General features: G+C 68.8%; 19 protein-coding genes. 13 read left to right on the top strand and 6 right to left on the bottom strand.

The features are described from left to right. Positions 1 to 48 precede the first annotated feature (48 nt). Positions 49 to 1332: an N-acetylmuramoyl-L-alanine amidase gene (locus ASG63_RS07865; protein WP_056213911.1), complete on the bottom strand. Its 1284-nt coding sequence runs from the start codon at positions 1330 to 1332 to the stop codon at positions 49 to 51. Between the two features lie 794 nt (positions 1333 to 2126). On the opposite strand from ASG63_RS07865, the gene ASG63_RS07875 reads away from it, so the two are divergent. Further along, positions 2127 to 5204, top strand: a complete 3078-nt coding sequence (locus tag ASG63_RS07875) for an Rne/Rng family ribonuclease (RefSeq protein WP_056213920.1) — start codon at positions 2127 to 2129, stop codon at positions 5202 to 5204. Positions 5205 to 5262: 58 nt separating this feature from the next. Here ASG63_RS07875 and ASG63_RS07880 read toward each other — a convergent pair whose 3' ends face one another. Beyond that, positions 5263 to 6441: a pyridoxal phosphate-dependent aminotransferase gene (locus ASG63_RS07880; protein ID WP_056214023.1), complete on the bottom strand. Its 1179-nt coding sequence runs from the start codon at positions 6439 to 6441 to the stop codon at positions 5263 to 5265. A 164-nt stretch (positions 6442 to 6605) separates the two neighbouring features. Between ASG63_RS07880 and ASG63_RS07885 the strand changes: the two genes are divergently transcribed. The 6 genes from ASG63_RS07885 (at position 6606) to aat (ending at position 11355) form a co-directional block, all read left to right on the top strand. Continuing rightward, positions 6606 to 7394, top strand: coding sequence for a DsbA family protein (locus ASG63_RS07885; protein WP_056213923.1), 789 nt, complete (start codon positions 6606 to 6608; stop codon positions 7392 to 7394). A 126-nt stretch (positions 7395 to 7520) separates the two neighbouring features. Continuing rightward, complete coding sequence (gene accB / locus ASG63_RS07890) at positions 7521 to 8006, top strand: acetyl-CoA carboxylase biotin carboxyl carrier protein (RefSeq protein WP_056214026.1); 486 nt, start codon at positions 7521 to 7523, stop codon at positions 8004 to 8006. Positions 8007 to 8020: 14 nt separating this feature from the next. Next, complete coding sequence (gene accC, locus ASG63_RS07895) at positions 8021 to 9385, top strand: acetyl-CoA carboxylase biotin carboxylase subunit (RefSeq protein WP_056213926.1); 1365 nt, start codon at positions 8021 to 8023, stop codon at positions 9383 to 9385. 100 nt (positions 9386 to 9485) lie between these two features. Continuing rightward, positions 9486 to 9794: a hypothetical protein gene (locus ASG63_RS07900; RefSeq protein ID WP_056213929.1), complete on the top strand. Its 309-nt coding sequence runs from the start codon at positions 9486 to 9488 to the stop codon at positions 9792 to 9794. Between the two features lie 436 nt (positions 9795 to 10230). Further along, positions 10231 to 10563: a hypothetical protein gene (locus tag ASG63_RS07905; protein WP_056213933.1), complete on the top strand. Its 333-nt coding sequence runs from the start codon at positions 10231 to 10233 to the stop codon at positions 10561 to 10563. A gap of 123 nt (positions 10564 to 10686) precedes the next feature. Next, positions 10687 to 11355 carry a leucyl/phenylalanyl-tRNA--protein transferase gene (aat, locus tag ASG63_RS07910; protein WP_056213937.1) on the top strand — a complete coding sequence of 223 codons (669 nt, stop codon included), beginning with the start codon at positions 10687 to 10689 and terminating at the stop codon, positions 11353 to 11355. Positions 11356 to 11371: 16 nt separating this feature from the next. Here aat and ASG63_RS07915 read toward each other — a convergent pair whose 3' ends face one another. Beyond that, positions 11372 to 12013 (bottom strand): DUF2155 domain-containing protein, encoded by a 642-nt coding sequence (locus tag ASG63_RS07915; RefSeq protein ID WP_244476408.1) that lies wholly within the window; start codon positions 12011 to 12013, stop codon positions 11372 to 11374. A 141-nt stretch (positions 12014 to 12154) separates the two neighbouring features. Continuing rightward, complete coding sequence (locus ASG63_RS07920; protein ID WP_056213944.1) at positions 12155 to 12571, bottom strand: NADH:ubiquinone oxidoreductase subunit NDUFA12; 417 nt, start codon at positions 12569 to 12571, stop codon at positions 12155 to 12157. Between the two features lie 496 nt (positions 12572 to 13067). On the opposite strand from ASG63_RS07920, the gene ASG63_RS07925 reads away from it, so the two are divergent. The 3 genes from ASG63_RS07925 (at position 13068) to ASG63_RS07935 (ending at position 20233) form a co-directional block, all read left to right on the top strand. Continuing rightward, a complete protein-coding gene (locus ASG63_RS07925; RefSeq protein ID WP_056213949.1) occupies positions 13068 to 16814 on the top strand; it encodes a vitamin B12-dependent ribonucleotide reductase in 3747 nt (1248 codons plus the stop codon). A 75-nt stretch (positions 16815 to 16889) separates the two neighbouring features. Next, the gene (locus tag ASG63_RS07930) at positions 16890 to 17615 is read left to right on the top strand and encodes an SDR family NAD(P)-dependent oxidoreductase (RefSeq protein ID WP_056213952.1); all 726 of its coding nucleotides are present in this window, start codon (positions 16890 to 16892) and stop codon (positions 17613 to 17615) included. 191 nt (positions 17616 to 17806) lie between these two features. After that, the gene (locus ASG63_RS07935) at positions 17807 to 20233 is read left to right on the top strand and encodes an MASE4 domain-containing protein (protein ID WP_056213955.1); all 2427 of its coding nucleotides are present in this window, start codon (positions 17807 to 17809) and stop codon (positions 20231 to 20233) included. Positions 20234 to 20249: 16 nt separating this feature from the next. Here the strand turns inward: ASG63_RS07935 and ASG63_RS07940 are convergent, their stop codons facing one another. Next, entirely contained in the window at positions 20250 to 21458 is a 1209-nt protein-coding gene (locus ASG63_RS07940; RefSeq protein ID WP_443189779.1) for an acyl-CoA dehydrogenase family protein, read from the bottom strand. Positions 21459 to 21743: 285 nt separating this feature from the next. Here ASG63_RS07940 and ASG63_RS07945 point away from each other — a divergent pair, with 285 nt between their 5' ends. The 3 genes from ASG63_RS07945 to ASG63_RS07955 are packed head-to-tail and all read left to right on the top strand — an operon-like array spanning position 21744 to position 26299. Then, entirely contained in the window at positions 21744 to 24077 is a 2334-nt protein-coding gene (locus ASG63_RS07945; protein WP_082559225.1) for an ATP-binding protein, read from the top strand. A gap of 3 nt (positions 24078 to 24080) precedes the next feature. Beyond that, positions 24081 to 24545: a response regulator gene (locus ASG63_RS07950; RefSeq protein WP_056213964.1), complete on the top strand. Its 465-nt coding sequence runs from the start codon at positions 24081 to 24083 to the stop codon at positions 24543 to 24545. Further along, positions 24527 to 26299 (top strand): response regulator, encoded by a 1773-nt coding sequence (locus tag ASG63_RS07955; RefSeq protein ID WP_443189780.1) that lies wholly within the window; start codon positions 24527 to 24529, stop codon positions 26297 to 26299. Before ASG63_RS07950 ends, ASG63_RS07955 begins: the two co-directional genes overlap by 19 nt. A 24-nt stretch (positions 26300 to 26323) precedes the next feature. Here ASG63_RS07955 and ASG63_RS25780 read toward each other — a convergent pair whose 3' ends face one another. Beyond that, the gene (locus ASG63_RS25780; protein ID WP_162248638.1) at positions 26324 to 26599 is read right to left on the bottom strand and encodes a hypothetical protein; all 276 of its coding nucleotides are present in this window, start codon (positions 26597 to 26599) and stop codon (positions 26324 to 26326) included. Positions 26600 to 26870: the final 271 nt, after the last annotated feature.

Raw genomic sequence — 26870 nt, forward strand, 5'->3', positions numbered from 1 at the left:
CGGCATCGGTGTGACCGGAGCGCTGTGAGCCCCGGTTTCACACGCATTCTATGGTGAAACTGGGGCGATTGCGGCCGAGCGACGGGGCGGCTGCGGACGGGTCAGCGACGTCCGGCTGCCGAAGAACGCATCGATCGCTTTGGCCATGCCGCCGGTCACCTCGGCGCGCCAACCCTCCGACTGCAGCAGGTCGAGGTCGTGCTTGCTGGACAGGTAGCCGAGTTCCACCAGCACCGAGGGGACGTCGGGCGAGCGCAGAACCTGGAAGCCGGCCTCGCGGTGCGGCTTGGCGCTCATCTCCATGACCGGCCCGAGATGAGTCATCAGCCTCTTGGCGAACCCCGACGAGAAGGTGCGGGTCTCGCGCAGGGTCAGTTCCTGGAGGATGTCGGCGACATGGCCGGGACCCTCGTTCGATTCGGTGCCGGCGGCCGCGTCGGCGCGGTTCTCGCGCTCGGCGAGCTTGGCCGATTCGGCGTCGGTGGCCTTCTCGGAGCCGGTGTAGATGGTGGCGCCGCGCACCTGCGGGGCCGACGAGATCGAATCCGCATGGATCGAGACGAAGAGGTCGGCCTTCGCCTCGCGAGCGAGGCGGACGCGCTCGGAGAGGGGCACGAAGACGTCGCGGTCCCGCGTCATCCGCACCCGGTACCGGCCGCCGGCTTCGAGCTGGGACACCAGGGCCTGGGCGAAGCCGAACACGATGTCCTTTTCGAAGGCGCCGGTGGCCGCGATGGCGCCGGGATCGGTCCCGCCGTGGCCGGCATCGACCATGATCAGAGGGCGGGCGTCCGTCGATTCCGGGATGGTCGCGACCTTGCGCTGGGCCGGTGCCGGATCGCTCGCCACCGAAGCGCGTCGGAAGCCCTCGCGATCGCTGCGCTGGAACTCGATGCTGAGCAGCACGGCGCCGTCGCGCGGGCGCGTCATGGTCTCGATCCGCCCCACCGTCGCCGGTTGGGCGAGGTCGACGACGATGCGCGACCGTCCCGGCGCGAAGAGCCCGTAGCGGAAGGAGGCCACCACCCCGTCGCGCTTCCGGCCCGTCTCCGGCCCGAGCTGGAAGTTCACCTCCGCCAGATCGATCACCGCCCGATCCGGACGCTCCATCACGAAGGCCTTCGCCTCGATGGCCTTTGAAAGGGTCAGGGTCAGCTTCGTGGTACCGTTGCTCGTGGCGAGGTCCGCCGCGATGGCGACGGCCGCCGGCGAGGCGGTCCCATGAGCCTTGTCGGTGTCCTGTGCCCGTGCACCGGTCCCGGCGAACGGGCTCGCTCCGGCGCAGGCCAGGGCGAGGAGGACGGAGCGGAGAAGGCGGGCGCGTCTCGGCATCGTTCCGACAATCATCCCCGTGAGGACGGGCACGCCCCGGAGGAGCGGGCTCGCGAGCGGGCTATGGCGTAAGCCAGCCACTACGGGATACCGACGGGATGGTTAACCGTTCCTCAAGGGCCGCGCTCCACTTCGGCGCCCCTTGTGTCCCGGGGGCGACAGCCCCCGCCACGACGCGGGCCGCGGCGATCCCCCTGCCGAGGTTCGGCACGGAGATGTCAGGTCAGAGCGGCAGATCAAAGATTAAGGACCTTGCCAAAACGTCGCGACGCTCTGTAATGATACGGTCCCCTTCCCGGTGCCGTGCGGTTTGCTCCGCGGCCCGCGGGCGCGGTTCGGCATTGCGTCGAATCGCCTTCGCAGTCGGTTCCCCGCGTCAGACATGGCGGCACAGCAAGGCCGGGTGGGAGTCGGTTCATTCGGTGGCCTTTTCGGCCGCCGCACCGTTCTGCACATGCCGGCTTGTCCTCGGATGGGCCCATACAGTCTTCGCGAGGTCAGGGAGAGAATGAGCGGACACACAGCATCGGTTGCCGTTGCTCGTGTTCAACGCCTGCGCGTTTCGCGTGGCGCCGCCTTCTCGTCGCCCCTGGCCAGGATCAACCCCACGCGCGCCGAGATCCGGCGCCCAGCGGCGGTTGGCGGCAATCCCTTCCCCACAGCTTCCGCGACCCCCTTCCCCGGGTCGTCACGGGCACCGATCCGCCGGGCCGTCGCGCCCGGACCGGTCGGCGCCTCATCGGGACCGCGCGGTTCGAGGAGAACGACGTCGACCGCCATGTCGAAAGTTCGTCATGGCCAACAACAACAAGATGCTCATCGACGCGATGCACCCGGAGGAGACCCGGGTCGTCACGGTTCACGGGTCTAGGGTCGAGGAATTCGACTTCGAGGCCGCCAACAGGCGCCAGCTTCGCGGCAATATCTACCTCGCCAAGGTGACGCGCGTGGAGCCCTCGCTCCAGGCCGCCTTCATCGAGTACGGCGGCAACCGCCACGGCTTCCTCGCTTTCAGCGAGATCCACCCGGACTACTACCAGATCCCCCTCGCGGACCGGCAGGCCCTGCTCGAGGACGAGGCCCGCGAAGCCGAGGAGCACCGGGAGCGCGAGGAGCGCAAGCCCCGCCGCCGCTCGCGCGGCCGTCGCGACGGCACCTCCGCCAAGAAGGCGCGCACCTCCGAGACGGTGACGTCCGAGGACGTCGGCGCACCGATTGCCGGCGAGGCCAACGGCAACCCGATCTCCTTCGACGAGACCTCCTTCGACGAGACTTCGGCCAGCGATCCGGCGATCGGCGTCGCCGACGCGCTGCTCGAGGGCGGCCTCGGCGACGCGCCGCCGCCGATCCTGCCCGGCAGCGATGAATCCGCCGACCTGCCGCAAGCGGCCCTCGCCAGCGGCGAGAGCTCCGAGGGCGACGAGCCGGCGGCGTCGGACGTCCCGTTCTCCGACGACTCAGGGTCTGCTGGTGCCACCGCCGAGGCGCCGGTCGAGCCGGCGGCCGAGTTGGCGCTCGAAGCCGCACCCATGGGCGAGGCCGACTCAGACATCGCGGCGCCCGCCGCCGGGACCACGTCCGAGGAGGAGCCCGACGAGGACGATGCGGACGAGAGCGACGAGGATTCGGAGGACGACGATTCGGACGACGAGTCCGAGGATGACGACGACGATTCCGATGAGGACGACGACGAGGACGACGAGGAAAGCGAGGGCGAGGACGGCGAGCGCCGGCAGAAGATCGCTCAGGTCGGCGGCGATGCCCTGGCCGAGATCCCCGAGCGCCCGCGCACCTATCGTCGCCACTACAAGATCCAGGAGGTCATCAAGCGCCGCCAGATCATCCTGGTGCAGGTCGTCAAGGAAGAGCGCGGTACCAAGGGCGCGGCGCTGACCACCTACCTGTCCCTGGCCGGGCGCTACTCGGTGCTCATGCCGAATACCGGACGTGGCGGTGGCATCTCCCGCAAGATCACCTCGGCCGCCGACCGCAAGCGCCTCAAGGAAGTCGCCCAGGACCTGGAGGTGCCGGAAGGGATGGGCGTCATCCTGCGCACGGCCGGCGCCTCGCGCACCAAGCCCGAGATCAAGCGCGACTTCGAGTACCTGATGCGCCTGTGGGAGAGCGTCCGCGAGCTGACGCTGTCGTCCTCCGCTCCGGCGCTGGTCTACGAGGAAGGCTCACTCATCAAGCGCGCCATTCGCGACCTTTATAACAAGGACATCGACGACATCCTGGTGGCGGGCGACGAGGCCTATCGGGAGGCGCGCGACTTCATGCGCATGCTGATGCCCGGTCAGTCGAAGGTCGTGCAGCCCTACCGGGACGCGACGCCGATCTTCGCGCGCTACGGGGTCGAGCAGCAGCTCGACGCGATGTTCTCCACCCACGTCACCCTGAAGTCGGGCGGCTACCTCGTCATCAACCCGACGGAAGCCCTCGTCTCCATCGACGTGAACTCGGGTCGCTCCACCCGCGAGCACGACATCGAGGACACCGCCCTGCGCACCAACCTGGAGGCGGCCGAGGAGGTCGCCCGCCAGCTGCGCCTGCGCGATCTCGCCGGCCTCGTCGTGATCGACTTCATCGACATGGAGGAGAAGCGCAACAACCGCGCCGTGGAGAAGAAGCTCAACGAGTGCCTGAAGAACGACCGCGCCCGCATCCAGGTCGGCCGGATCTCGCCCTTCGGCCTCCTGGAGATGAGCCGCCAGCGCATCCGCACCGGGATGCTGGAGAGCTCGTCCCTGCCCTGCACCCATTGCGGCGGCTCGGGCTACGTCCGCGCGACCTCGTCGGTGGCGCTGCAGATCCTGCGGGCGATCGAGGAATCGCTTCTCAAGAGCACGACGCACAACCTCGTCCTGCGCACCCGCACCGAGGTGGCGCTCTACATCCTGAATCAGAAGCGGGCGCACCTGCGCGAGCTGGAGGTCCGTTTCGGCGTCTCCCTCACCATCGCGGCTGATGAGCGCCTCGCCGCCACCTCCGCCTTCCAGCTCGAACGCGGGGAGCCCGCGGTCCGTGCCGAGGGGCCGGTGACCGGTGTGCGTGCCGTGGCGATCAGCTCCGCCCTCGAGCCCGAGGAGGATTTCGATCCGGAGATCGAGGAGGAGGTCGCCGAGGCCGAGACCGAGGAGACCGAGGCCGGCGCCCCGGCCGAAGAGACCCGTGAGAAGGCCGCCGACGGTGGTGAGGGCCGCGGTGGACGTCGCCGCCGTCGCCGTCGGCGGGGCGGTCGCAACGAAGCGGGCGAGCAGATCGGTGGCGAGTCGGCCTCCGAGAGCGACGAGGATGGCGAGGGCGAGGAGTCCGAGGACATCGCCGCGCAGGCCGAGGGCGACGAGACGGTCGCGTCGGCCGAGACGCCTGCGTCCGGCGAGGATGATGGCAGCGGCCGCCGTCGCCGCCGGGGTCGCCGCGGCGGCCGCGGGCGCGACCGTGACGGTCGCGGGCGCGATGGCGAAGCCGTCGGCCAGGAAGCCGGGCGCGACGAGTCCGAAACTCAGGACTCCGCTCACCGGACCGGTGACGAGCAGGCCTTCGGCGATCGGCCGGTCGCTTCGGTGGAGGGCGACGAAGGTGCGACCGACGCGCCGTCCGCTTTCCTGGGCGGCGAGGAGCCGGTGAGCGCCGCGGCGGTGTCCGAGGCGGTGGCACCCGCGGCCTCCGAGACGGCCGCGCCGGTCGCCCTGGAAGCGCCAGTGGCGGTCGAGCCGGAGGCCGAAGCGCCCCAAACGACGGAGCCGGTGCTTGCGTCCAAGCCGGCGCCCGAGCCGGTGGCGGTGGTGCTCACGCCCCCGTCCGATCCGGATCGTCCGAAGCGGGCCGGCTGGTGGTCCCGGACCAAGGCGGCCCTGACCGGCGAGTGATCGTCCGTTATTAGCCACAACGAGCGGGGTGGGCGTCGAGCCCGCCCCGTTCTGCGTTTCAGCGAAGCCAAGCCTTGAGGCGCCGCACCGCATCGACGCAATCGGCGTGCGAGCCGGCGAACGAGAAGCGGACGTGGTGGCCGCCATCCTGGCCGTCGAAATCGAGTCCCGGAGTCGCGGCGACCCCGGCTTCGTCCAGCATCCGCCGGCAGAATGCCACCGAATCGTCGGTGAGGTTCGAGACGTCGGCGTAGAGGTAGAAGGCCCCGTCGGCCGGGTGCGTCCGCCCCAGGCCAAGGCCCGGGAAGGCGTCGAGGAGAAGGGCGCGGTTGGCGGCGTAGCCCGCGCGCACCGCCTCGACCTCGCCCACGGCGTCGAAGGCCGCCAGCGCCGCGACCTGCGAGAGATAGGGCGCCGAGATGTAGAGGTTCTGCGCCAGTCGCTCGACGGGCCGGGCGAGCCAGTCCGGCACCACCATCCAGCCGATGCGCCAGCCCGTCATGCACCAGGTCTTCGAGAACGAGTTGATGACGATCGCTTCGTCGTCGTAGCGCAGGGCCGTCTCGGTCGGCACGCCGTAGGCGAGTCCGTGATAGATCTCGTCGGAGATGAAGCGCAGCCCCAGCGCCCGGGCCGTGGCACAGAGGTCGGCGAGGCGCGCCGGCTCGATCACGGTGCCGGAGGGGTTGGCCGGGCTCATCACGAGGATGCCGGACAGGGGCTCTCGTTCGTGTAGCGCCTTGAGGGCGGCGCCGGTGGGGGCGAAACGGTCCGCTTCCTGCAGCACCAGGGGGGCCGGGACGAGGTCGAGGGCGTTGAGGAGGCTGCGATAGGCCGGGTAGCCCGGTTGCGGAACCGCGATGCGGGCGCCGGCATCGAACAGGCCGAGGAAGGCCAGCACGAAACCGGCCGAAGAGCCGGTCGTCACGACGATCCGGCTCGGTGGGACCGCGACCCCATAGGTTTCGGCGTAGTGGCGTGCGATGCGCTCGCGCAGGGCTGGGAGGCCGAGCGCCTGGGTGTAGGGCAGTGCGCCGGTCGCGAGAGCCGCCTGTGCAGCCGCGATCACCGCGCGCGGGGCCGGTGCCGAGGGCTGCCCGACCTCCATGTGCACGACGGCCTCCCCGCGCGCCTCGCGGGCGGCGGCGGCCGACATCACGTCCATGGCGAGGAACGGGGCGACGCGGGCCGCGCGTTCGGAGGGCAGGTTCGCTGAGAGGATCAGGGGCTGGCTCATCGGCTCCGTCATAGCGGCTGCGCCGCGCGAGGGCCAAACCTGTCATTCGGTGATTGACCGCCCGCCGCGAAAACGCCTAACCCGGCCGCTAACCGCATGTCGCATCGACGACACGACCCCCGATGGCCGGCCTACGTCTGACCGGTCCCGCCCCGCGAGGACGTATGCCCCTCTTCCGCTCCCTGCTCTCCGCCACGATCCTGGCCGGCGCCCTCGGCGCCGCGGTGGCTCAGACCACTCCGAGCCCGCCCGCCCCGGCCGCCGCCTTCACGGATGCGCAGCGCCAGGCGATCGAGGGGATCATCAAGGATTACCTCGTCAAGAACCCCGAGGTTCTGCAGGAGGCGATCGCCGAGGGCGAGCGCCGGCAGCAGGAGACCCAGAAGCTGGCCCAGTCGGCGGCCCTGAAGGAATCCCGCGAGGCTCTGGTCAACTCGCCCCACGGCGTCGTGGCGGGCAATCCCACGGGTGACGTCACGCTGGTCGAGTTCTTCGACTACAATTGCGGGTATTGCCGCAAGGCGCTCTCGGACATCCAGGCCCTGATCAAGGGGGACCCGAAGCTGCGCGTCGTCCTGAAGGACTTCCCCGTGCTCGGCGCCGAATCCCTGGAGGCCAGCAAGATCGCGCTCGCGGCCAAGCAGCAGCTCAAGGGCGACAAGATCTTCGAATTCCATACCAAGCTCCTGGAATCGAAGGGTCGGGTGAACGGCGAGCGCGCCGTGGCCGTGGCGAAGGAGATGGGCCTCGACGTCACCCGCCTGATGAAGGACGCACAGGGCCCCGAGGTGAAGGCCGCCCTGTCCGAGAATGTCGGCCTCGGCGACAAGCTCGGCCTGTCGGGCACGCCCGCCTTCGTCATCGGCGACGAGATCATTCCCGGCGCGGTCGGCCTCGAGCCGATCCGCAAGACCATCAGCGATGTGCGCCAGTGCGGCCACGCCAGCTGCTGAGCCCTCGACGTTCAGACCCGAGTCGTCGCTGCCGGGCATGTTCCGCCCGGCCATGGCATCCGCCAGCGACCCTAGCCGCACCCTCCGCCTGACCTGAAGACGACCGAGCCGATGCCCAAGGAGCCGATGTCCAAGAACGACCCCTTCGATCCGGAGCTCGTCCGCGAGCTCGCCAAGCTCATCAACGAGACCGATCTCAGCGAGATCGAGGTCGAGAAGGGGGATCTGCGCATCCGCGTCGCCCGCCGCATCGAGGCGGTTCAGGTGCAGGTCGCGGCTCCCGCGCCGGCCCCGGTGCCCGCGATGGCCGCCGTCGCCGCGCCGCTTCCGGTCCCCGGTCCCGGGGGCGGCCTCGACCGCAAGGCCGGTGCCGGCCATCCCGGCTCGGTCCCCTCCCCCATGGTGGGTACCGCCTATCGCCGGCCCTCGCCCGAGGCGAAGCTGTTCGTCGATGTCGGCTCGAAGGTCGAGGCGGGCGACAAGCTCCTGCTCATCGAGGCGATGAAGACCTTCAACGAGATCGTTGCGCCCCGCGCCGGCACCGTCACCGCCGTCTTCGTCGAGGACGGCCAGCCCGTCGAGTTCGGCGAACCCCTCCTCGTCATCGAGTGAGCAGGGCCGCACCCATGTTCGACAAGATCCTGATTGCCAACCGGGGCGAGATCGCCCTGCGCATCCTGCGTGCGGCTAAGGAACTCGGGATCGCCACCGTGGCGGTCCACTCCACCGCCGACGCGGATGCGATGCATGTGCGCCTCGCCGACGAGAGCGTCTGCATCGGGCCGCCGGCGGCCCGCGACAGCTACTTGAACATTCCCTCGATCATCGCGGCTTGCGAGATCACCGGGGCCGACGCCGTCCACCCGGGCTACGGCTTCCTCTCCGAGAATGCGCGCTTCGCCGAGGTGCTGGCCCACCACAACATCGGCTTCATCGGCCCCAAGGCGGAGCACATCCGCATCATGGGCGACAAGATCGAGGCCAAGCGGACCGCCAAGCGCCTGGGAATCCCTTGCGTGCCCGGCTCCGAGGGCGGCGTGGAGGATCCCGAGGAAGCCAAGCGGATCGCCGCCGAGATCGGCTATCCGGTCCTGGTCAAGGCGGCTTCCGGCGGCGGTGGCCGCGGTATGAAGGTCGCGAGGTCCGAGGCCGACTTGGAGCAGGCTCTCGGCATGGCCCGCACCGAGGCCAAGGCGGCCTTCGGCGACGATGCGGTCTACCTGGAGAAATACCTGGAGAAGCCGCGACACATCGAGGTTCAGGTGCTTGGCGACGGGCGCGGCAACGCGGTTCACCTCGCCGAGCGTGACTGCTCCCTGCAGCGCCGGCACCAGAAGGTCTGGGAGGAAGGCGGCTCGCCGGCTCTCAACGCCGACATGCGCGCCGAGATCGGCGGCATCTGCGCCCGCGCGATGCAGGACCTGCAATATCTCGGCGCCGGGACGGTGGAGTTCCTCTACGAGGACGGAAAGTTCTACTTCATCGAGATGAACACCCGCATTCAGGTCGAGCATCCCGTCACCGAGATGATCACCGGCATCGACTTGGTGAACGAGCAGATCCGCGTCGCCGCCGGTCTGCCTCTGTCGATGACGCAGGACGAGATCAAGGTCGAGGGGCACGCCATCGAGTGCCGCATCAATGCCGAGCATCCGGCGACCTTCCGTCCCTCGCCGGGGCTCATCACCTATTTCCATCCGCCCGGCGGGCTCGGCGTGCGCGTGGATTCGGCCGTGTTCCAGGGCTATCGCATTCCGCCGAACTACGACTCGCTGATCGGCAAGCTGATCGTGCACGGACGCACGCGCAACGAGTGCCTCATGCGCCTGCGCCGCGCCCTCGACGAGTTCGTGGTCGACGGTGTCGACACCACCCTGCCGCTGTTCCGGACCCTGGTGCGCAATGCGGATGTCCAGAACGGAGAGTACGACATCCATTGGCTCGAGGGGTTCCTGGCCGATGGCGGCCTCGACGAACCGTCGGCGCCGTAAGCCGGGGGGAACAGCGCCGGCGCAGATTCGTTCTCCAGCATCTGCCCAGGCTCGATCGCGGGACTTGCCGCCGGGCCGCCCTTCAAGGAATACCCACCGCGTGCGCCTGACCATCCCGCTTCTCGCCGGCCTCCTTCTCGCCGGTCCCGCCCTCGCCCAATCGCCCTCCGGCAATGTCGGCCAGCCCGAGCGGGCGGTACCGCAGGCTGGTGGAACCACCCGCGGACCGATCGACAACCCCTCGACCCGCGACATGGCGCCGGTCCCGGGCGCAGCGACGGCCCCGGCCGGCGAACGCGGCATGAGCGCCGGCGCGGGCGCGGTCGATTCGGCCAAGGGCGGCAATGCCAACGACACCAACCGCGGCGTACCGAACACAGGTACGACGTCCGGCGGCCCCGCCCGCTGATCGGACAACCCGTCGCGGCGGGTCTGCCCTGATTGTTCGATCCCGAGCCGGCCCCGAAACGGGCCGGCTTTTTCCTGCCGGTCCGGTCCCCTGGCGAGTCATCGACCACCCATGTGCGTTCACGCACAACCAAATTGCGCGTGAACGAGATTCAAGCTGATCCGGATCATCTCTTTCACGCTGAGCTCCGTTCGCGGATGGGCCCAATCTGAGCCGTTGCGACGACGTTCGCTCGTTCCTTGGGAATGATCTCAACACTTTCCAGGCCCGTCGCCTGCGACCGATTGCCAGCGAAGGAAGTGCCGGAACGCTTTGATCCGTCACGACTTCCTCCACCAGATCAGTCAGGCGGAGCCGGAGCGGGCCTTTCGAGCCCCGAAGCGACCTGCTCCGCCGGAGACCGAATTCCTAACGACCGACTTCCCGAAAGATTCCGATGCGCACCTTCAGCCTGACCTTCTTCGTCGCCTCCCTGATCGCCTCTGCCGCCCTGGCGCAGTCTCCGTCCGGCAATGTCGGCCAGCCCGAGCGGGCCGTTCCGCAGGCCGGCAACACCACCCGTGGCCCGATCGACAATCCGTCGGCCTACGGCGCCTACCGCAACGCCGATGGCCGCGTCGACATGGACGTGACCGGTTCGGTGGTCGAGACGCCCTACACCACCAACCGCGAGGCGATCTTCGAGGATTCCGCGAAGGGCGGGAACGCCGAACAGCCGAATCGGATCGTGCCGAATCTTGGCACCACCTCGGGCGGCCCGAACTTCTGAGCATCCCCGCCGTCTGGCATGCGAGGGCGGAACCGGGAGGTTCCGCCCTTTTTCGTGAATCGGGCACCCCGTGCGGCGCGCCTCCCTCTGGCCTTCCACGTGGCACCGCTTCAAACTCCGCTCATGTATGATGGCGACCGCGTCGAGATCACGCCCGAGATCCTGTTGAAGGCGTATGCGGCCGGCATCTTTCCCATGGCGGAGGATGCCGACGATCCGGCCATCTACTGGGTTGAACCACGGGCGCGCGGCGTCCTGCCCCTCGACGCCTTCCATGTCGCCAAGCGTCTCGCGCGAACCGTGCGGTCGGACGTGTTCGAGGTCCGAACCGATCAGGATTTCGATGCGGTCATCGCCGGCTGCGCCGCGCCGCGAGGTGATGCCCAGCGAACCTGGATCAATGGCCGGATCCGCGAGCTCTACGGTGCCCTTTTCGAGGCCGGGCATGCCCACACGGTGGAGGTGTTCCTCGACGGCCAGCGGGTCGGCGGCCTCTACGGCGTCTCCCTCGGAGCCGCCTTCTTCGGGGAGAGCATGTTCCACACCGTCCGCGACGCCTCGAAGGTCGCCCTGGTGCATCTCGTGGCCCGTCTGCGCGCGGGCGGCTACCGCCTCGCCGACACGCAGTTCGTGACCGATCACTTGATGCAGTTCGGCGCGGAGGAACTCCCGCGCCACATCTACAAGCGGCGCTTGGCCGAGGCGATCGACCAGCGGGCAGACTGGACCGTCTGGCCAGGGGACGGATCGGTGCGCGGGCAACAGGTTTTGGACGCGTTAGCCCTCGGCTGACGCGCGTCGGCGCATCCTAACGGAACAGGGCGTCGAACAGCGACTGCGGCTGCTGCGGCGGCGGCGCCGGGGCCGGCCCCTCGTTCGACGGGAAGAACTTGCGCGAGGGCTTCTGCCTGGGCTGAACCGGCACCCCGCGCGGCGCTTCCACATCCACTTGGCCGTTCGGATTCACCTGCTGGGCGGTCCGGGTGGCGTCCTGGCCGCTCTTCGGACGCCGGGTCTTCTCCGGCTTCGAGGCCATGGCGGGCACATCTTCCTGCTCGCGCGCCTCGGCGATCACCTCGGAGCCGCCCTTACAATCGACGAGCCAGACATCGTAGATCGGATGCTCGATGGCGTGCAGGCCGGGGCTCGACGCGAACATCCAGCCGGTGAAGATGCGGCGATACTTGTTGTCGAGGGTAACCTCATCGACCTCGAGGAAGCCCGTGGTCTTCGGACTCTCGGTCGGCGGGCGGCTGTAGCAGACCCGCGGCGTCAGCTGCAGGGCGCCGAACTGCACGGTCTCGTCCACCGCCACTTCGAAGGAAACGATGCGCCCGGTGATCTTGTCGAGGCCCGAGAACACCGCGGTGGGGTTCTTGATCTTGTCGGCGGCGGCCGGGAGGCCGGAGAGGCCGATCGCGACCGACGCGAGGAGGAGGCGCTTGACCACGGAGCGAGACGATCCTGCTGTGCTGCGGCTCACGGACGACCCTCCTCGCTGGCGCTCCGGGCGGGCGCGACGATGCGAGGTCTTCTTAAGCGCGCGAAGATTGGTGGAAAAAGGGCCGGCCCCTGACCGGAGGGCCTGCCCTCAGTTGCCCGGGCTCCAGGGCACGTAGTCGCCGGTGGCGGCCGGGCGCTGGCCGACATTCAACTGCGAGCCGCGCGGGCGGTAGGCGCCGCTGGTGCCGGTCAGGTTCTCCACGTAGGGCTTCTGCCAGGCCCGCGGCGTGTAATCCTGTTCGCTCGGGGGTACGTCGCCGTTGTGACAGAGCCAGGCGCGCCAGCCCGGGGGCACCTTCGAGGCGTCGGCATATCCGTTATAGACCACCCAGCGCCGCTCGGTGCCGACGGAACGGTCGATCAGCGGCCCCTGTGCCCGGTAGTAGACGTTGCCGAGATCGTCCGCGCCGACGCGCTGCCCGCTGCGCGCCGTGTAGAGCGCGAGCGACATCGTCTGCCCGTTCCACCAGGTGAAGATCCGCAGGAGCGTGTCCTTGAGAGCCATCGCGTTCGCCTGAATGGGGCACCTGCGCCCCGCCATCGTGTTCCGGCGCGGACTATGGTGAGGCGCATGCGTGAAGTCCAGTCTCGCGTCGGCGCCCGCGAGGCGAAGGGACTGAGCCCGATGCGGCGGAAATCTCACACCCGGCGCCGTTAACCCTGCGGGCACCACCGGCGAGGGTGGCACCACCTGTGGGTGGAAAATTTTTCGCCTCCGAATCCATCAAGCGAAAAGGGCACTTACGGATCGGGTCGCGATATCCACAGGAATAAGACGCCACCCACTACATGTAGCCCGGAACAGGCAGCCGGCACACTAGTTATTGACGTGAGGCCCCGGGCTGGCATACCTTCGGATCGTCGCCGAGGCTGTCGCGTCACCGGCGGATCACCGAATTTTCGTTACCCATTCCGGCGCTTCGCGGCGTTCGCGGACGCTTGGCTTCATCATTCTTCGACACGGCGTCGCACTTCTTCAGGCGGCTCGGGAGACAGGTTCCATGCGGTTCGAACGGCGCCATACCACGGCCGGACAATCCCCTTACGCGACGATTCCCTTTCGCAAGACCCTGAGCGAGATCCGCAACCCGGACGGTTCCACGGTCTTCCGCCTCGACGGGATCGAGGTGCCGGAGAGCTGGTCCCAGGTGGCCAGCGACGTCCTCGCACAGAAGTACTTCCGCAAGGCCGGCGTACCGGCGGCCCTGAAGAAGGTCGAGGAGAACGACGTGCCGTCGTTCCTGTGGCGTTCGGAGCCGGATCTTGTCGCGCTGGCCCAGCTGCCCGAGGCCGAGCGCTACGTCTCCGAGATCTCGTCGACGCAGGTCTTCGACCGTCTCGCCGGCTGCTGGACCTACTGGGGCTGGAAGGGCGGCTATTTCACGTCCGAGGCGGACGCCTCGGCCTTCCTCGACGAGCTGCGCTTCATGCTCGCCCGCCAGATGGTGGCGCCGAACTCGCCGCAATGGTTCAATACCGGCCTCCACTGGGCCTACGGCATCGATGGCCCGGCGCAGGGGCACTACTACGTCGATTACCGCACCGGTGAACTGACGAAGTCCGCCTCGTCCTACGAGCACCCGCAGCCGCATGCCTGCTTCATCCAGGGCGTGCAGGACGACCTCGTCAACGAGGGCGGCATCATGGACCTCTGGGTCCGCGAGGCGCGCCTGTTCAAGTACGGCTCGGGCACCGGCTCGAACTTCTCGCTGCTGCGCGGCGAGAACGAGAAGCTCGGCGGCGGCGGCAAGTCCTCCGGCCTGATGTCCTTCCTCAAGATCGGCGACCGGGCCGCGGGCGCGATCAAGTCGGGTGGCACCACCCGGCGCGCGGCCAAGATGGTCATCGTCGACATCGACCATCCGGATATCGAGCAGTACATCGACTGGAAGGTGAAGGAGGAGCAGAAGGTCGCTGCCCTCGTCACAGGCTCCAAGATCGTCTCCAAGCACCTGAGCGCGGTGATGAAGGCCTGCACCCAGTGCGAGGCCGAGGGCGATGCCTGCTTCGACCCCGAGCGCAATCCCGTCCTGAAGAAGGCCGTCAAGGCCGCCCGCAAGGACGCGGTACCGGATTCCTACACGAAGCGCGTGATCCAGTTCGCCCGCCAGGGCTTCACCAAGATCGACTTCCCCGTCTACGACACCGACTGGGATTCGGAAGCCTACCTCACCGTCGCCGGCCAGAACTCCAACAACTCGGTCTCCCTCACCGACGACTTCCTGCGCGCGGTCGAGTCCGATGCCGACTGGAACCTCACCGCCCGCACCACCGGCAAGACCACGAAGACCGTGAAGGCCCGCGACCTTTGGGAAAAGATCGGTGAGGCCGCCTGGGCCTCGGCCGATCCGGGCCTGCACTTCAACACGACGATGAACGACTGGCACACCTGCCCGGCGGGCGGCCGGATCCGGGCGTCGAATCCGTGCTCCGAATACATGTTTCTCGACGACACCGCCTGCAACCTGGCCTCGGCCAACCTGCTGACGATGTACGACCGCGCCACGAACCACTTCGACGTTGCCACCTTCGAGCATCTTAACCGCCTCTGGACGGTCGTGCTCGAGATCTCGGTGATGATGGCGCAGTTCCCCTCGAAGGAGATCGCAGAGCTCTCGTACCGCTACCGCACCCTCGGTCTGGGCTACGCCAATATCGGCGGCCTGCTGATGAGCATGGGCCTGCCCTACGACTCCGAGAAGGGTCGTGCGCTGGCCGGCGCCCTCACGGCGATCATGACCGGCGTGGCCTACGCCACCTCCGCCGAGATGGCCGGCGAACTCGGGGCCTTCCCGGCCTACGAGGAGAACGCGGATGCCATGCTTAAGGTGATCCGCAACCACCGTCGCGCCGCCCACGGCGAGGCGGAGGGCTACGAGTTCCTTTCGATCGCCCCGGTGCCCCTCGATCTGGCCAACGTCCCCCAGGCCGACATCGCCGAGCGGGCGAAGCACGCCTGGGACCGCGCCCTGGCGCTGGGCGAGGAGCACGGCTACCGCAACGCCCAGGCGACCGTCATCGCGCCCACCGGCACGATCGGCCTCGTGATGGATTGCGACACCACCGGCATCGAGCCGGACTTCGCCCTGGTGAAGTTCAAGAAGCTCGCTGGCGGCGGCTACTTCAAGATCATCAACCGCGCGGTGCCGGATGCCCTGCGCACCCTCGGCTACCGGGAATCCGAGATCGCCGAGATCGAGGCCTACGCGGTCGGCCACGGCTCGATGGGCCAGGCGCCGGCGATCAACCCCGGGTCGCTCCGCGCCAAGGGCTTCACCGACGACAAGCTCGCGGCGGTGGAGGCGGGCCTGAAGTCGGCCTTCGACATCAAGTTCGTGTTCAACCGCTGGACCCTGGGCGACGACTTCCTGAAGGACGTGCTCAAGGTTCCGGCCGAGAAGCTTGCCGATCCGACCTTCGAGATCCTGCCCTTCCTGGGCTATTCGAAGAAGGACATCGAAGCGGCCAACACCCACATCTGCGGTGCGATGACCCTGGAGGGTGCCCCCTTCCTCAAGCCGGAACACTACGCGGTGTTCGATTGCGCCAACCCGTGCGGCCGCATCGGCAAGCGCTACCTCTCGGTGGAGAGCCACATCCGCATGATGGCGGCGGCGCAGCCCTTCATCTCGGGCGCCATCTCCAAGACCATCAACATGCCCAACGACGCGACGGTCGAGGATTGCAAGAACGCCTACAAGCTGTCCTGGACCCTGGCCCTCAAGGCCAACGCCCTCTACCGCGACGGCTCGAAGCTCTCGCAGCCCCTGAACTCGGCCCTGATCGCCGACGAGGACGACGACGCCGAGGACTTGGTCGAGGCGCTGATCGCGGCCCCGGCCGCCGCCAAGGCCGCGCAGGTCGCGGAGAAGATCGTCGAGCGGGTGATCGAGCGCGTCGAGCGCATCCGCTCCCGCGAGAAGATGCCCCATCGTCGCAAGGGCTACACCCAGAAGGCGGTCGTGGGCGGGCACAAGGTCTACCTGCGGACCGGCGAGTACGATGACGGTCGCCTCGGCGAGATCTTCATCGACATGCACAAGGAAGGCGCCACCTTCCGCAGCCTGATGAACAACTTCGCCATCGCGATCTCGCTTGGGCTCCAGTACGGCGTGCCGCTGGAGGAATACGTCGAGGCCTTCACTTTCACCCGCTTCGAACCCGCGGGCTTCGTGCAAGGCAACGACGCGATCAAGAACGCGACTTCGCTCCTCGACTACGTCTTCCGCGAGCTCGCCGTGTCCTACCTCGGCCGCGCGGATCTGGCCCACGTCAACCCGTCCGAGATCGGAGGCACGGTGATCGGCGGCGGCGAGACAGACACCACCCGCGAGCCCGGCCGGACGGAAGCCACCGCCTCCAGCGTCGTCTCCCGCGGCCTCCTGCGTGGCTCGGCCGACCGGCTCACCCTGATCCAGGGCGGACCGGCCGGCGGCACCGTCGGTGTCGGCGCGGCGACCTCCGGCCAGACCACCCCCGCCGGCGGCGTGGTCCATGCGCTGCGCGGTGCCACGGCTTTGAAGGCCGAGCCGGTCCAGGCCGGCCAGGCCGAGGCCCTGGTCAATCCCTTGCCCTTCGCCAAGCCCGACCCGATCAAGCCCGAGCGCACGGTCTCCGATCGCCGCGCCGAGGCGAAGATGAAGGGCTACGTCGGCGAAGCCTGCCCGGAATGCGCGAACTTCACGCTCGTCCGGAACGGCACCTGCCTGAAGTGCGACACCTGCGGCTCGACGACCGGCTGCTCGTAAGTCTCGGGAACCTTCGGAACGGCCGCGCGATCCCCATCGCGCGGCCGTTTCGCGTGACGGGAACGGAACCCATCCATGTCTGCCTCGCCGCCCAGCGCCGTGGTGATCGGCGCCTCCGGCGGGATCGGCCGGGCCCTCGTCGCCGGCCTCGTGGCGCGGGGGACCTACGGATCGATCTTCGCCCTCTCGCGGTCGGGGACCGTCGAGGCTGGGCCCGTGGCGGTGGGACCGATCGACCTGACCGATGAGGCGTCCGTCCGTATCGCGGCCGAGCGCGTCGGGCGTCACGGTCCGGTGGGTCTCGTCGTCGTCGCTGCGGGGCTCCTGCACGGGTCCGGCGTCGCGCCCGAGAAGGCGATCCGGACCCTGGATCCGGCGGCCATGGCCGCGGTCTTCGCGGTGAACGCTATCGGTCCGGCCCTGGCGGCCAAGCACTTCCTGCCCCAGATGCCGCGCGCCGGGCGCAGCGTCTTCGCCGCGCTGTCGGCGCGGGTCGGCTCGATCTCCGACAATCGTCTCGGTGGCTGGTACGCCTACCGCGCGTCGAAGGCGGCCCTGAATCAGATCCTGCGCACCCTTGCGATCGAGGCACGCCGCACCCATCCCGATGCGATCGTAGCGGGCCTGCATCCCGGCACCGTGACCACGGCCCTGTCCGAACCCTTCCGACCGGACCCCAACACCCCCGGTCTGTTCACCCCCGAGACGAGCGCGGCGCACCTGCTGCGGGTCATCGAGGGACTCGGGCCGGAGGATACGGGCGGGGTCTTTGCCTGGGATGGACGCCGCGTTCCCGCCTGATCCGGTTCCGGGCGTCGCATGGGGACCGGGAAGGACCGATGTCGCTCCCCGGCAACGGCGCGAACCATACGGACGAGGCAGGAACGTCCGATGGCGGACGAACGATGTCGCCCCGGCGAGGATGGTGCTAGACCGAAGCAGGTCCTGTCGGCCGGGCGATCCGCCGTCGGCGCGCGGCCGGGAGCCACATCGTGCCGGACTGCGCTGGCCCTCCAGGCCTCTCGACCTTGGCGGATGCGGGGACGACCCCCTCGCAAAGGCGATTCGCGGTTGCGGTCGCCGCCGCCTTCGGGCTTCTGACGCTCGCCCTCCTGCCCATCGTGGCGGAGCCGATGGGCGCGATGCCGGGATTCGTCCCGAGCTACCAAGCCGCGCTGATCACGGTCTACGCGGTCACAACCTGCCTTTTCTTCGCGCAATACCGGCGCACCCGGTCGGTGCCGCTGCTGGTTCTTGCCGCCGGCAGCCTGTTCACGACATTCATCGTCGCGGTTCAACTCCTCAGCTTCCCGGGCCTGTTCGGACCGGGACGGATCATCGGCTCGGGGCCGGGCACCACGACCTGGCTCTGGACCCTGTGGCATGTGGGGCAGCCGCTCTTCGCCCTGCCCTACGCGATCATGGAAGGCGACCGGCGCCCGCGCCTCGTGCCGCGCGCCCGGGTCGGGGCCGTCGGCGGCCTCACCGCCCTGGCCGTCGCAGCCGCCGCCGGTGGGCTGAGCTGGATCGTCGTCGCCTACGTCGACTATCTGCCCCGCAGCGTCGAGGGCGACAACTACCGGCTGCTGACCACGTCGGGAGTCGGTCCGGCCGTGGTGCTCGTCACGGTGGCGGCCCTTGCGACCCTGTGCTGGCGCACGCGCCTGCGCACCGTGCTGCAGCTCTGGCTCGCGGTTTCGCTGCTGCTCCTCGTCTTCGACAACCTCATCACCCTGCCGGGCGCCGCCCGGGGTACGGTGGGCTGGTTCGCCGGGCGGCTGGAGGCCCTGGCTGCCGGCATCGTCGTCCTGGCCGTCTACCTGCGCGAGGTCGACGTCCTCTACGGCGCCGCGAAGGCGGCCGCCGTCCAGAGCGAGCGCCAGCGGGCCGAGCTCGAGATTGCCCGCGACAACGTCGCGATCGCCCTCGAGGCTGCGGATATGGGCAACTGGACCCTCGACCTCCGGACCGGGGCCTCCGTTCGCACGCTGCGGCACGACCGCATCTTCGGCTACGACAGCCTGCTTCCGCGCTGGGGCCTCGCCGACTTCCTGGGGCATGTAGTCGTTGACGACCGGGCGCTGGCGGAAGCCGCCATGGCGCGGGCGCAGGTGGAGAACACCCTCTGTTTCCAGTGTCGCATCACCCGGGCCGGGGACGGTGCCGAGCGCTGGATCGACGTGCGCGGCCGGCTCTATCGGGACCCGGATGGAACCCCCGCCAGCATGGCCGGCGTGGTCATCGACACCACCGATCGGCACGAGGCCGAGCAGCGCCTCAGCCAGGCGCAGAAGATGGAGGCGATCGGTCAGCTCACGGGAGGCGTCGCCCACGACTTCAACAACCTCCTCACGGTCATCGTCGGAAACCTCGACATGATCGTGCGCCGGCCCGACAACGCCCAGCGGGTCGAGCGGCTGGCGACCTCGGCGATGACGGCGGCCCGGCGCGGAGCCGAGGTCACCGAGAAGCTCCTCTCGTGCTCGCGCCGGCAGGTCCTGCGACCCGAGACCGTCAATCCCAACCACCTCATCAAGGACTTCCAGGGCCTGCTGCAGCGCGCGGTTGGCGAGACCGTCGACATCGTCCTCGACCTCGACGCGGCCCTCGATCCCGTCCGCCTCGATCCCGGGCAATTCGAGAGCGCCATCCTGAACCTCGCAGTGAATGCCCGCGACGCCATGCCGAGTGGCGGCACCCTGACGATCCGGACCGAGAACCTGTCCCTCACCCCGGAGCGCCGGGCGGCCTGGCCCGATCTGTCCCCCGGCGATTACGTCCGCGTCACGGTCACCGATACCGGGCTCGGCATGGATGCGGCCACGGCCGCCCGGGCCTTCGAGCCGTTCTTCACCACCAAGGATGTGGGCAAGGGCACCGGCCTCGGTCTCAGCCAAGTCTACGGCTTCGCGCGCCAGGGCGGCGGGCAGGTCCGGGTCGCGAGCGTGCCGGGCCAGGGCACGACCCTCACCATCGACCTGCCGCGTTCGGCCGAGCCGGTCGTGCAAGCCGCCCGGACGGACGGGCTCCTGCCGCTGCGTCGGGCCGCGGAGGGCGAGGTCGTCCTGGTGGTCGAGGACGAGGCCGCCGTGCTGGAGATGGCGGTGGAGAGCCTGTCGGAACTCGGCTACCGGACCCTCACCGCCACCCATGCGGCCGAGGCGCTGGAACGCCTGAAGGGACCGGAGCGCATCGACATCCTGTTCTCCGACGTGGTCATGCCCGGCGGGATGAACGGCGTCGAGCTCGCGACCCACGCCCGGGCCCTGCGTCCCGGTCTGCGGGTGCTGCTCGCCTCGGGCTATACCGGCTCGGCCCTCGGCGAGCAGGGCGTTCCCGTCGACCTGCCGCTCCTCAGCAAGCCCTACCGGCGCGAGGATCTCGCCGACAAGCTGCGTCTGGTGATGGTCGGACGCTGACGTCGGTACCGGTGCGTCAGGGCTTCGGCAGCATCCGGTCGCTGATGATCCGGCGCTGGATCTCGCTCGTTCCCTCGAAGATCGTCGTCAGACGCGCGTCGCGCCAGTAGCGCTCCACCCGGCGTTCGGTGGTGTAGCCGTTCCCGCCATGGAGCTGCATCGCCTGGTTGGTGACCCGCACCGCCATTTCGGTGGCGACGAGCTTGACCATGGCCGACTCGCTCTCGGCCGGTTCGCCGGCGTCGAGCAGGTGCGCCACCTGGTTCCAGAAGGCGCGGGCCTGGGCGACGTCGGCCGCCATGTCGGCCAGGGCGAAGCGCAGGGCCTGGAAGTCGCCGATCGGGTGCCCGAACTGCTCGCGCTCCTGCAGATAGGCCTGGCAATCCTCCAGGGCCGCCCGGGCCACGCCGACCGCGCGGGCCGCCGTGTGCACCCGTGCGATGTTGAGCCCCCGCTGGACCGAAGCGAAGCCCCCGGAATCCGCGTCGGCGCCCTGGTCGCCGTAGAGCCCGGTGAGGCGATCGGTCTCCGGCACCCGCACGCCGTCGAGGTCCAGTTCGAAGGTGAGGAAGCCGTGATAGCCGATCTTGTCGATGACCCGGCCGGTCATGCCGGGCGGAAAGGTACCGGGCTCCTTCACGACGAGGAAGGGTTCGAGCCCCGCCGAGCGTGGCTCGCCGGGCTCGGGATCGCGGGTCCGGGCCAAGACCTCGACGAAGTCCGCGGCCTTGGCGAAGCCCGCCCAGCGCTTGGTTCCGGTCAACACCCAGGTGTCGCCCTCGCGTACCGCCCGGGTCTGCACGCCGGCGAGGTCCGAGCCGGCGGTGGGCTCCGAGAGGGCGATGCCGCCGATCCACTGTCCCTTCGCCGACTTCTCGAGAAGGGCCTTTCGCCGCTCTGGATCGAGGGTCTGGGTGCCGAGACCCTGGCCCCGCGCCAGGATGCTGCCCACCGAGAGCCAGGCCCGGGCGAGTTCCTCGGAGACGAGGCAGTACTCGAACACGCCGTGGCCGAGGCCGCCCTGCTCGGCCGGGATCGTGATGCCGAACCAGCCCTTGGCGGCCATTTGATCGATGAGGCTTCGCGGCATCTCCGCCTTCTGCGGATCGAGCGCGTCGGCGAGCGGCATCACGACGTCCCGGGCGAAATCGCGTGCCTCGGCCTGCAGCCTGGCCCGCGCCTCGGTCCGCCAGGGGCTCAGGAGCTCTGGCGGCGTCGGTTCCATGCGCTCGCGCTTCGCCATAGCGTCCCCCCTTGTCGTCGATCCCGCCGCGTTGGACGGAGTCGATCCTCTGCGGAAGCTAGAGCGGCCCGCAGGGATGTCGACCGGAGATTGCGGGGCTGGCGGGCGCGACGGGGTACGGGAGTTCTCGCGGTCTGTTGTGGCTGCCGCGCGCCGGGTCGCGTTGCGCCGCCCGCGCGATCCGCGTAACCAACCGCGAGAGGACGCGCATGACGAGGACGGTCGGGGGGAGCGGAGGCTTTGACGGTGGATTCGCGGGGGTTGGACATGGGCTTGCCGCCCGCCGAAGCTCTGACCGTCTGCGACCGTGAGCCGATCCACCGCCTCGGGACGCTCCAGCCGCACGGCTTCCTCCTCGCCCTCCGGGCGACGGACGGCCGGATCGTCCAGGCAAGTGCCAACGTCCCCGGGGGTGTCGAGGCCTGCCTCGGCCAACCCTGCGATGCGGTCTTTCCGGAACTCGCCGGCCTCCTGCTGGAGGGAGCGGCGGAATCCGAGCGCGACGGCGCCCAATACCTGCGCACCGTGACCCTGGCCACCCCCGAGGGGCCCCTCGCCTACGACCTCGCGATCCATCGCTCGGCCGGGCTCATCATTCTGGAATTCGAGGCGGTCGCGAGCGTCTTCGCATCCGATCACAGCCTCGACGCGCTCTACCCGCGCCTGAGCCGCTTCGTGGAGGGTCTGCACGACGCCGCCTCCGTCGCCGCGCTGTGTCACCTCGTGGCCGTCGACATCCGCCACATCACCGGCTTCGACCGTACCCTCGTCTATCGGTTCGACCGGGACTGGCACGGCACCGTCATCGCCGAGGATGGCAACGGCGCCTTGCCCTCCTACCTCGACCTCCGCTTTCCCGCGTCCGACATCCCCGCCCAGGCCCGGGAGCTTTACCGGCGCAACCGCCTGCGGATCATCCCCGATGCCGGGTACCGGCCGGTCCCCATCCTGCGGGAGGCCGGCGAGGACGCGGAGCCCCTCGACCTCAGCCAGTCGATTCTGCGCAGCGTTTCGCCGGTGCATGTCGAGTACATGCGCAACATGGGCACGATGGCGTCGATGTCGGTGTCGATCCTGGTCGACGGCGTCCTCTGGGGCCTGATTTCCTGCCACAATGCCGAGCCCCGCCGCGTGCCGCTCCAGGCCCGCAACGCCTGCGACTTCCTCACCCGCATCTTCGCGCTTCAGCTCGCGGCCAAGGAGCGTGGCGCGGAGACCGAACAGCGCCTGCGCCTGGGGGCGATCCAGTCGCGGCTCCTCGGCTTCATGGCGGAAGAGGAAAACTTCCTCGACGGCTTGCTGAAGCATTCCGACGACGTCCTGGCCCTCGCCGGAGCATCAGGCGCGGCCGTGATCACCTCGGACACCTGCCGGCTCCTCGGCGCGACGCCGCGGGAATCCGAAGTGCGGGCAATCTACCAATGGCTCTCCAGCGGACCCGGCGGTGCCGACCTCGTCGCCACGGATGCGCTGAGTGAAGTCTATCCGCCGGCACGCGCCTTCGCCGAACGGGCGAGCGGCCTCTTGGCAATCTCGATCTCGCAGAAATATGCCAGCTACGTGCTCTGGTTCCGACCCGAGGTGGTGCGCACGGTGAAGTGGGGCGGCGACCCGACCAAGGCCGCCGTGCCCGATCCGGCCGGCGGCCTCGAACGATTGCACCCTCGGCAATCCTTCGCCATCTGGAAGGAGACACTGCAGAACCGCGCCCTCCCCTGGATGCGGGCTGAGATCGAATCGGTGAAGGACCTTAGGGCCTCCGTGCTCGGGATCGTTCTGCGGCGGGCCGAGGAGCTCGCCTCCCTGAGCGAGGAATTGCAGCGCTCCAACAAGGAACTGGAAGCCTTCTCCTACTCGGTCAGCCACGACCTCCGCGCGCCCTTCCGGCATATCGTCGGGTACTCGGAGCTGTTGCGATCGCGCGAAGGCAGCCTCTTATCCGAGAAGGGGCGGCACTACATCAACACGATCATCGAGGCGGCCTTCTCGGCGGGTACTCTGGTCGACAACCTGCTGCGCTTCTCGCAGATGGGCCGCAACGCCCTGAACCCGGTCGCCGGCGATCTCAACGCGCTGGTCGAGGAGGTCCGTCGCTCTGTGCTTCGTGACGTCTCCTCGGAGCGGACGATCCACTGGACCATCGGACAGCTCGGACGGGTCAACGCCGATCCGGTGATGCTGCGCCTCGTCATCGAAAATCTGCTCTCGAACGCCGTCAAGTACACCCGTGGTCGGCCGGATGCGGCGATCGAGATCGGTCGTCTCGATGGTCGGAGCCCCGACACCGGACAGGAGGACGACGGAGCGGAGCAGGCCGTCTTCTTCGTGCGCGACAACGGCGTCGGGTTCGACATGGCCTATGTCGACAAGCTGTTCGGGGTGTTCCAGCGCCTGCACCGGGTGGAGGAATTCGAGGGAACCGGCATCGGACTTGCGAATGTGCGGCGCATCGTCGAGCGCCATGGCGGTCGCACCTGGGCCGAAGGAGCCGTGGGACACGGCGCGACCTTCTACTTCACGCTGCCGACACCGAGGGCGGTGCCCAATCCGAATGCCGCGAACCGAGCCCGATCGTCGCGGAACCCCAGGGAAGCGCGCTGATCCATGCCCGATCTGAAGCCGATCCTCCTCGTCGAGGACAATCCGAACGACATCGAACTCACCCTTGCCGCCCTGGAGAAGAGCCAACTCGCCAATGAGATCGTGATTTGTCGCGACGGTGCGGAGGCACTCGACTTCCTCTATCGCCGCGGCGACTTCGCGGGCCGGGATACGCGCGACCCAGCCGTCGTCCTCCTCGACCTCAAGCTGCCCAAGGTCGACGGCCTGGAGGTCCTCGCGCAGGTCAAGGGCGATGTCCGGACCCGCGCGATTCCGGTCGTGATGCTGACCTCCTCGCGGGAGGAGACCGACCTCGTGCGGTCCTACGACCTCGGCGTGAACGCTTTCGTGGTCAAGCCCGTTGGGTTCACGGAATTCTTCGAGGCGATCCAGGATCTCGGCGTGTTCTGGGCGGTCCTGAACGAGCCGCCCCCGCATCGGGGAGGAGGTTGGCCATCGAACACGTGACTCAGCCCGATCAGGCGACGCAGGATGATGTCGGTCCGGCACTCCTGAGAATCCTCCTTCTCGAAGACAGCGACCTCGATACGGAACTCCTCGGTGCGGTGCTCGATGATCTCGGGCGTCCGTATACGATCGACCGGGTGATGACCGCGCCGGACTTCACCGCTGCAGCTGCGTCCTGCGGGCATCACCTCATCCTCGCCGACTACGTTCTGCCGACCTTCGACGGCCTCAGCGCCCTGGCGATCGCTCGCACCCATTGTCCGGGTACGCCCTTCGTCTTCGTCTCGGGCACCCTCGGTGAGGATGTCGCGGTGGAAGCCCTGAAGCGGGGTGCCACCGACTACGTGACCAAGCAGCGCCTCGACCGCCTGCCCCGGACCATCCTGCGCGCCCTCGCCGAGGCGCGCGCCCATGCCGAGCGCGAGCGCGCAGTCCAGGATCTGCGGGACCTCAACGCGACCCTAGAGGCCCGTGTGAAAACGCGCACGAGCGACCTCGCTGCCGCCAATGCCGAGCTGCACCGCCAGATTGCCGAGCGCGAGCGGGTCGAGCAGGCTCTCCGCCAGGCTCAGCGCCTGGAAGCCGTGGGCCAACTCACCAGCGGCGTCGCCCATGATTTCAACAATCTGCTGACGGTGATCTCCGGCAACATCGAGTTCTTGGAGCGTGCCATCCCCGACGAGCGGTCGCAGCGCCGCCTTCAGATGATGCGTGGTGCCGCCGACCGCGGAGCACGCCTGACGGCGCAACTCCTCGCCTTCTCCCGTCGTCAGCGCCTGGAGCCGACGCCGGTGGAGCTGAACCAGACCGTCTCGTCCATGCGCGATCTCCTGCAGAGCTCGATCGGCGGTGCGGTGCGCATCGAGATGACGCTGCAATCCGATCTCTGGTCAGCCCTTGTCGATGCGACGCAGATCGAGCTCGTGATCCTGAACCTCGCGATCAACGCGCGCGACGCCATGGCCGTGGGGGGTTGCCTCACCATCGAGACCGCGAACGTCACCCTGACGCGGACCCCTGCCCGTGCGGAAGAGCCGGTGCCCGGCGAGTACGTGATGCTCGCGGTGAGCGACACCGGTACCGGGATTGCGCCCGAGGTCCTGGCCCGTGTGTTCGAGCCGTTCTTCACCACGAAGGCGGTCGATAAGGGGTCTGGCCTCGGCCTCGCACAAGTCTATGGCTTCGTGAAGCAGTCCGGCGGCGGTGTTCGCATCGACACCTGCGTGGGCGAAGGCACCTCGGTGCGGATCTACCTTCCGCGGGCGGAGGCCACCTCCCCGGCCCGCGAGGCATTCCGGCCTGTTATCGACTGCGCCGAGCAGCGTCGGGCGGGCGATCGGCCGGTGGTCCTCGTGGTGGACGACGATAGTGCGGTGCGCGAGATCACCACCTCGATCCTGTCCGAGAACGGCTATCGCATCCGCGAGGCGGGCTCTGGCCTTGCCGCTCTCTCCGCTCTCGAATCCGACGCCTGTGTCGACCTGATCGTTCTGGACTTCGCCATGCCAGGCATGAACGGGGCCGAGGCCGCGTGCCAGATCCGCCTTCGGTGGCCGCATCTTCCCGTGATGTTTGTCACCGGATACGCCGACACCGCGGCGCTGATGCAGGCGGGCGAGGTCGGAGCCGAGCGCATCGTCCAGAAGCCGTTCCAGCGCGGAGAACTGGCGCGCAAGGCCACCGCCATCCTCGCCGAGGCGTCCGTCGGCCCGGCCGGCTTGCGCCTCGTCGTCGGCCAGCGCCACACCGCCTGAGCTTGTTGCGGATCGGCCAAGCTCTCATTCGACGGCCGAGAGGGTTGATCGGAGATCGATCCACCGCATCCAGCCGTGACGATCGTTGCCGGCAAGCGTCGATCGGTTTTGTCCGACGGCCATGTCCGCAGGCCCTGCGTGCCCCGGCAAGTCGAGGGAGAAATCCGAACGGATGACGCGCGGTAAATCGGTGGCGACCGCTGCATCGAGCCGCCGACCCCGTGCTTCGAAGATGACAGGGTCCACCCCGCTCAGGGCCGTGACGACGCAGGCGGCCCCATTACGGACGTTCGTGAGCACCCGGAGGCGATCGCCGCCGCGATCGTGACCGCGGGGTTGATGTGCGCGTCGGGTTTGCCCGTCGCAGCGGCGACGAAGATCCCGGCTAGGACGGCGAAGGCCCAGCCAGGACGGCGAAGGCACAGCCAGCGGTGGTCGCGATTCAGCCCGCGCCTTCCGCCTCCGAGCCGCGCAAGAGGGCCCCAGCCACAACCCCTCTGCCGAGGATGATCAGCACCATCGTGCCGAGAAGCTCCCCCGGGAGTGGCGACGTCATGGCAAGTCCGCCGAC

Origin of the sequence: Methylobacterium sp. Leaf94, assembly GCF_001426045.1 — a bacterium.
Classification (GTDB): domain Bacteria; phylum Pseudomonadota; class Alphaproteobacteria; order Rhizobiales; family Beijerinckiaceae; genus Methylobacterium.

What these genes read in the sequence shown, in the direction of transcription:
- ASG63_RS07865 (WP_056213911.1), bottom strand. Translation starts at nt 1,332, where the DNA reads ATGCCGAGACGCGCCCGCCTTCTCCGCTCCGTCCTCCTCGCCCTGGCC.
- ASG63_RS07875 (WP_056213920.1), top strand. Translation starts at nt 2,127, where the DNA reads ATGGCCAACAACAACAAGATGCTCATCGACGCGATGCACCCGGAGGAG.
- ASG63_RS07880 (WP_056214023.1), bottom strand. Translation starts at nt 6,441, where the DNA reads ATGAGCCAGCCCCTGATCCTCTCAGCGAACCTGCCCTCCGAACGCGCG.
- ASG63_RS07885 (WP_056213923.1), top strand. Translation starts at nt 6,606, where the DNA reads ATGCCCCTCTTCCGCTCCCTGCTCTCCGCCACGATCCTGGCCGGCGCC.
- accB (WP_056214026.1), top strand. Translation starts at nt 7,521, where the DNA reads ATGTCCAAGAACGACCCCTTCGATCCGGAGCTCGTCCGCGAGCTCGCC.
- accC (WP_056213926.1), top strand. Translation starts at nt 8,021, where the DNA reads ATGTTCGACAAGATCCTGATTGCCAACCGGGGCGAGATCGCCCTGCGC.
- ASG63_RS07905 (WP_056213933.1), top strand. Translation starts at nt 10,231, where the DNA reads ATGCGCACCTTCAGCCTGACCTTCTTCGTCGCCTCCCTGATCGCCTCT.
- aat (WP_056213937.1), top strand. Translation starts at nt 10,687, where the DNA reads ATGTATGATGGCGACCGCGTCGAGATCACGCCCGAGATCCTGTTGAAG.
- ASG63_RS07920 (WP_056213944.1), bottom strand. Translation starts at nt 12,571, where the DNA reads ATGGCTCTCAAGGACACGCTCCTGCGGATCTTCACCTGGTGGAACGGG.
- ASG63_RS07925 (WP_056213949.1), top strand. Translation starts at nt 13,068, where the DNA reads ATGCGGTTCGAACGGCGCCATACCACGGCCGGACAATCCCCTTACGCG.
- ASG63_RS07930 (WP_056213952.1), top strand. Translation starts at nt 16,890, where the DNA reads ATGTCTGCCTCGCCGCCCAGCGCCGTGGTGATCGGCGCCTCCGGCGGG.
- ASG63_RS07940 (WP_443189779.1), bottom strand. Translation starts at nt 21,458, where the DNA reads ATGGAACCGACGCCGCCAGAGCTCCTGAGCCCCTGGCGGACCGAGGCG.
- ASG63_RS07945 (WP_082559225.1), top strand. Translation starts at nt 21,744, where the DNA reads ATGGGCTTGCCGCCCGCCGAAGCTCTGACCGTCTGCGACCGTGAGCCG.
- ASG63_RS07950 (WP_056213964.1), top strand. Translation starts at nt 24,081, where the DNA reads ATGCCCGATCTGAAGCCGATCCTCCTCGTCGAGGACAATCCGAACGAC.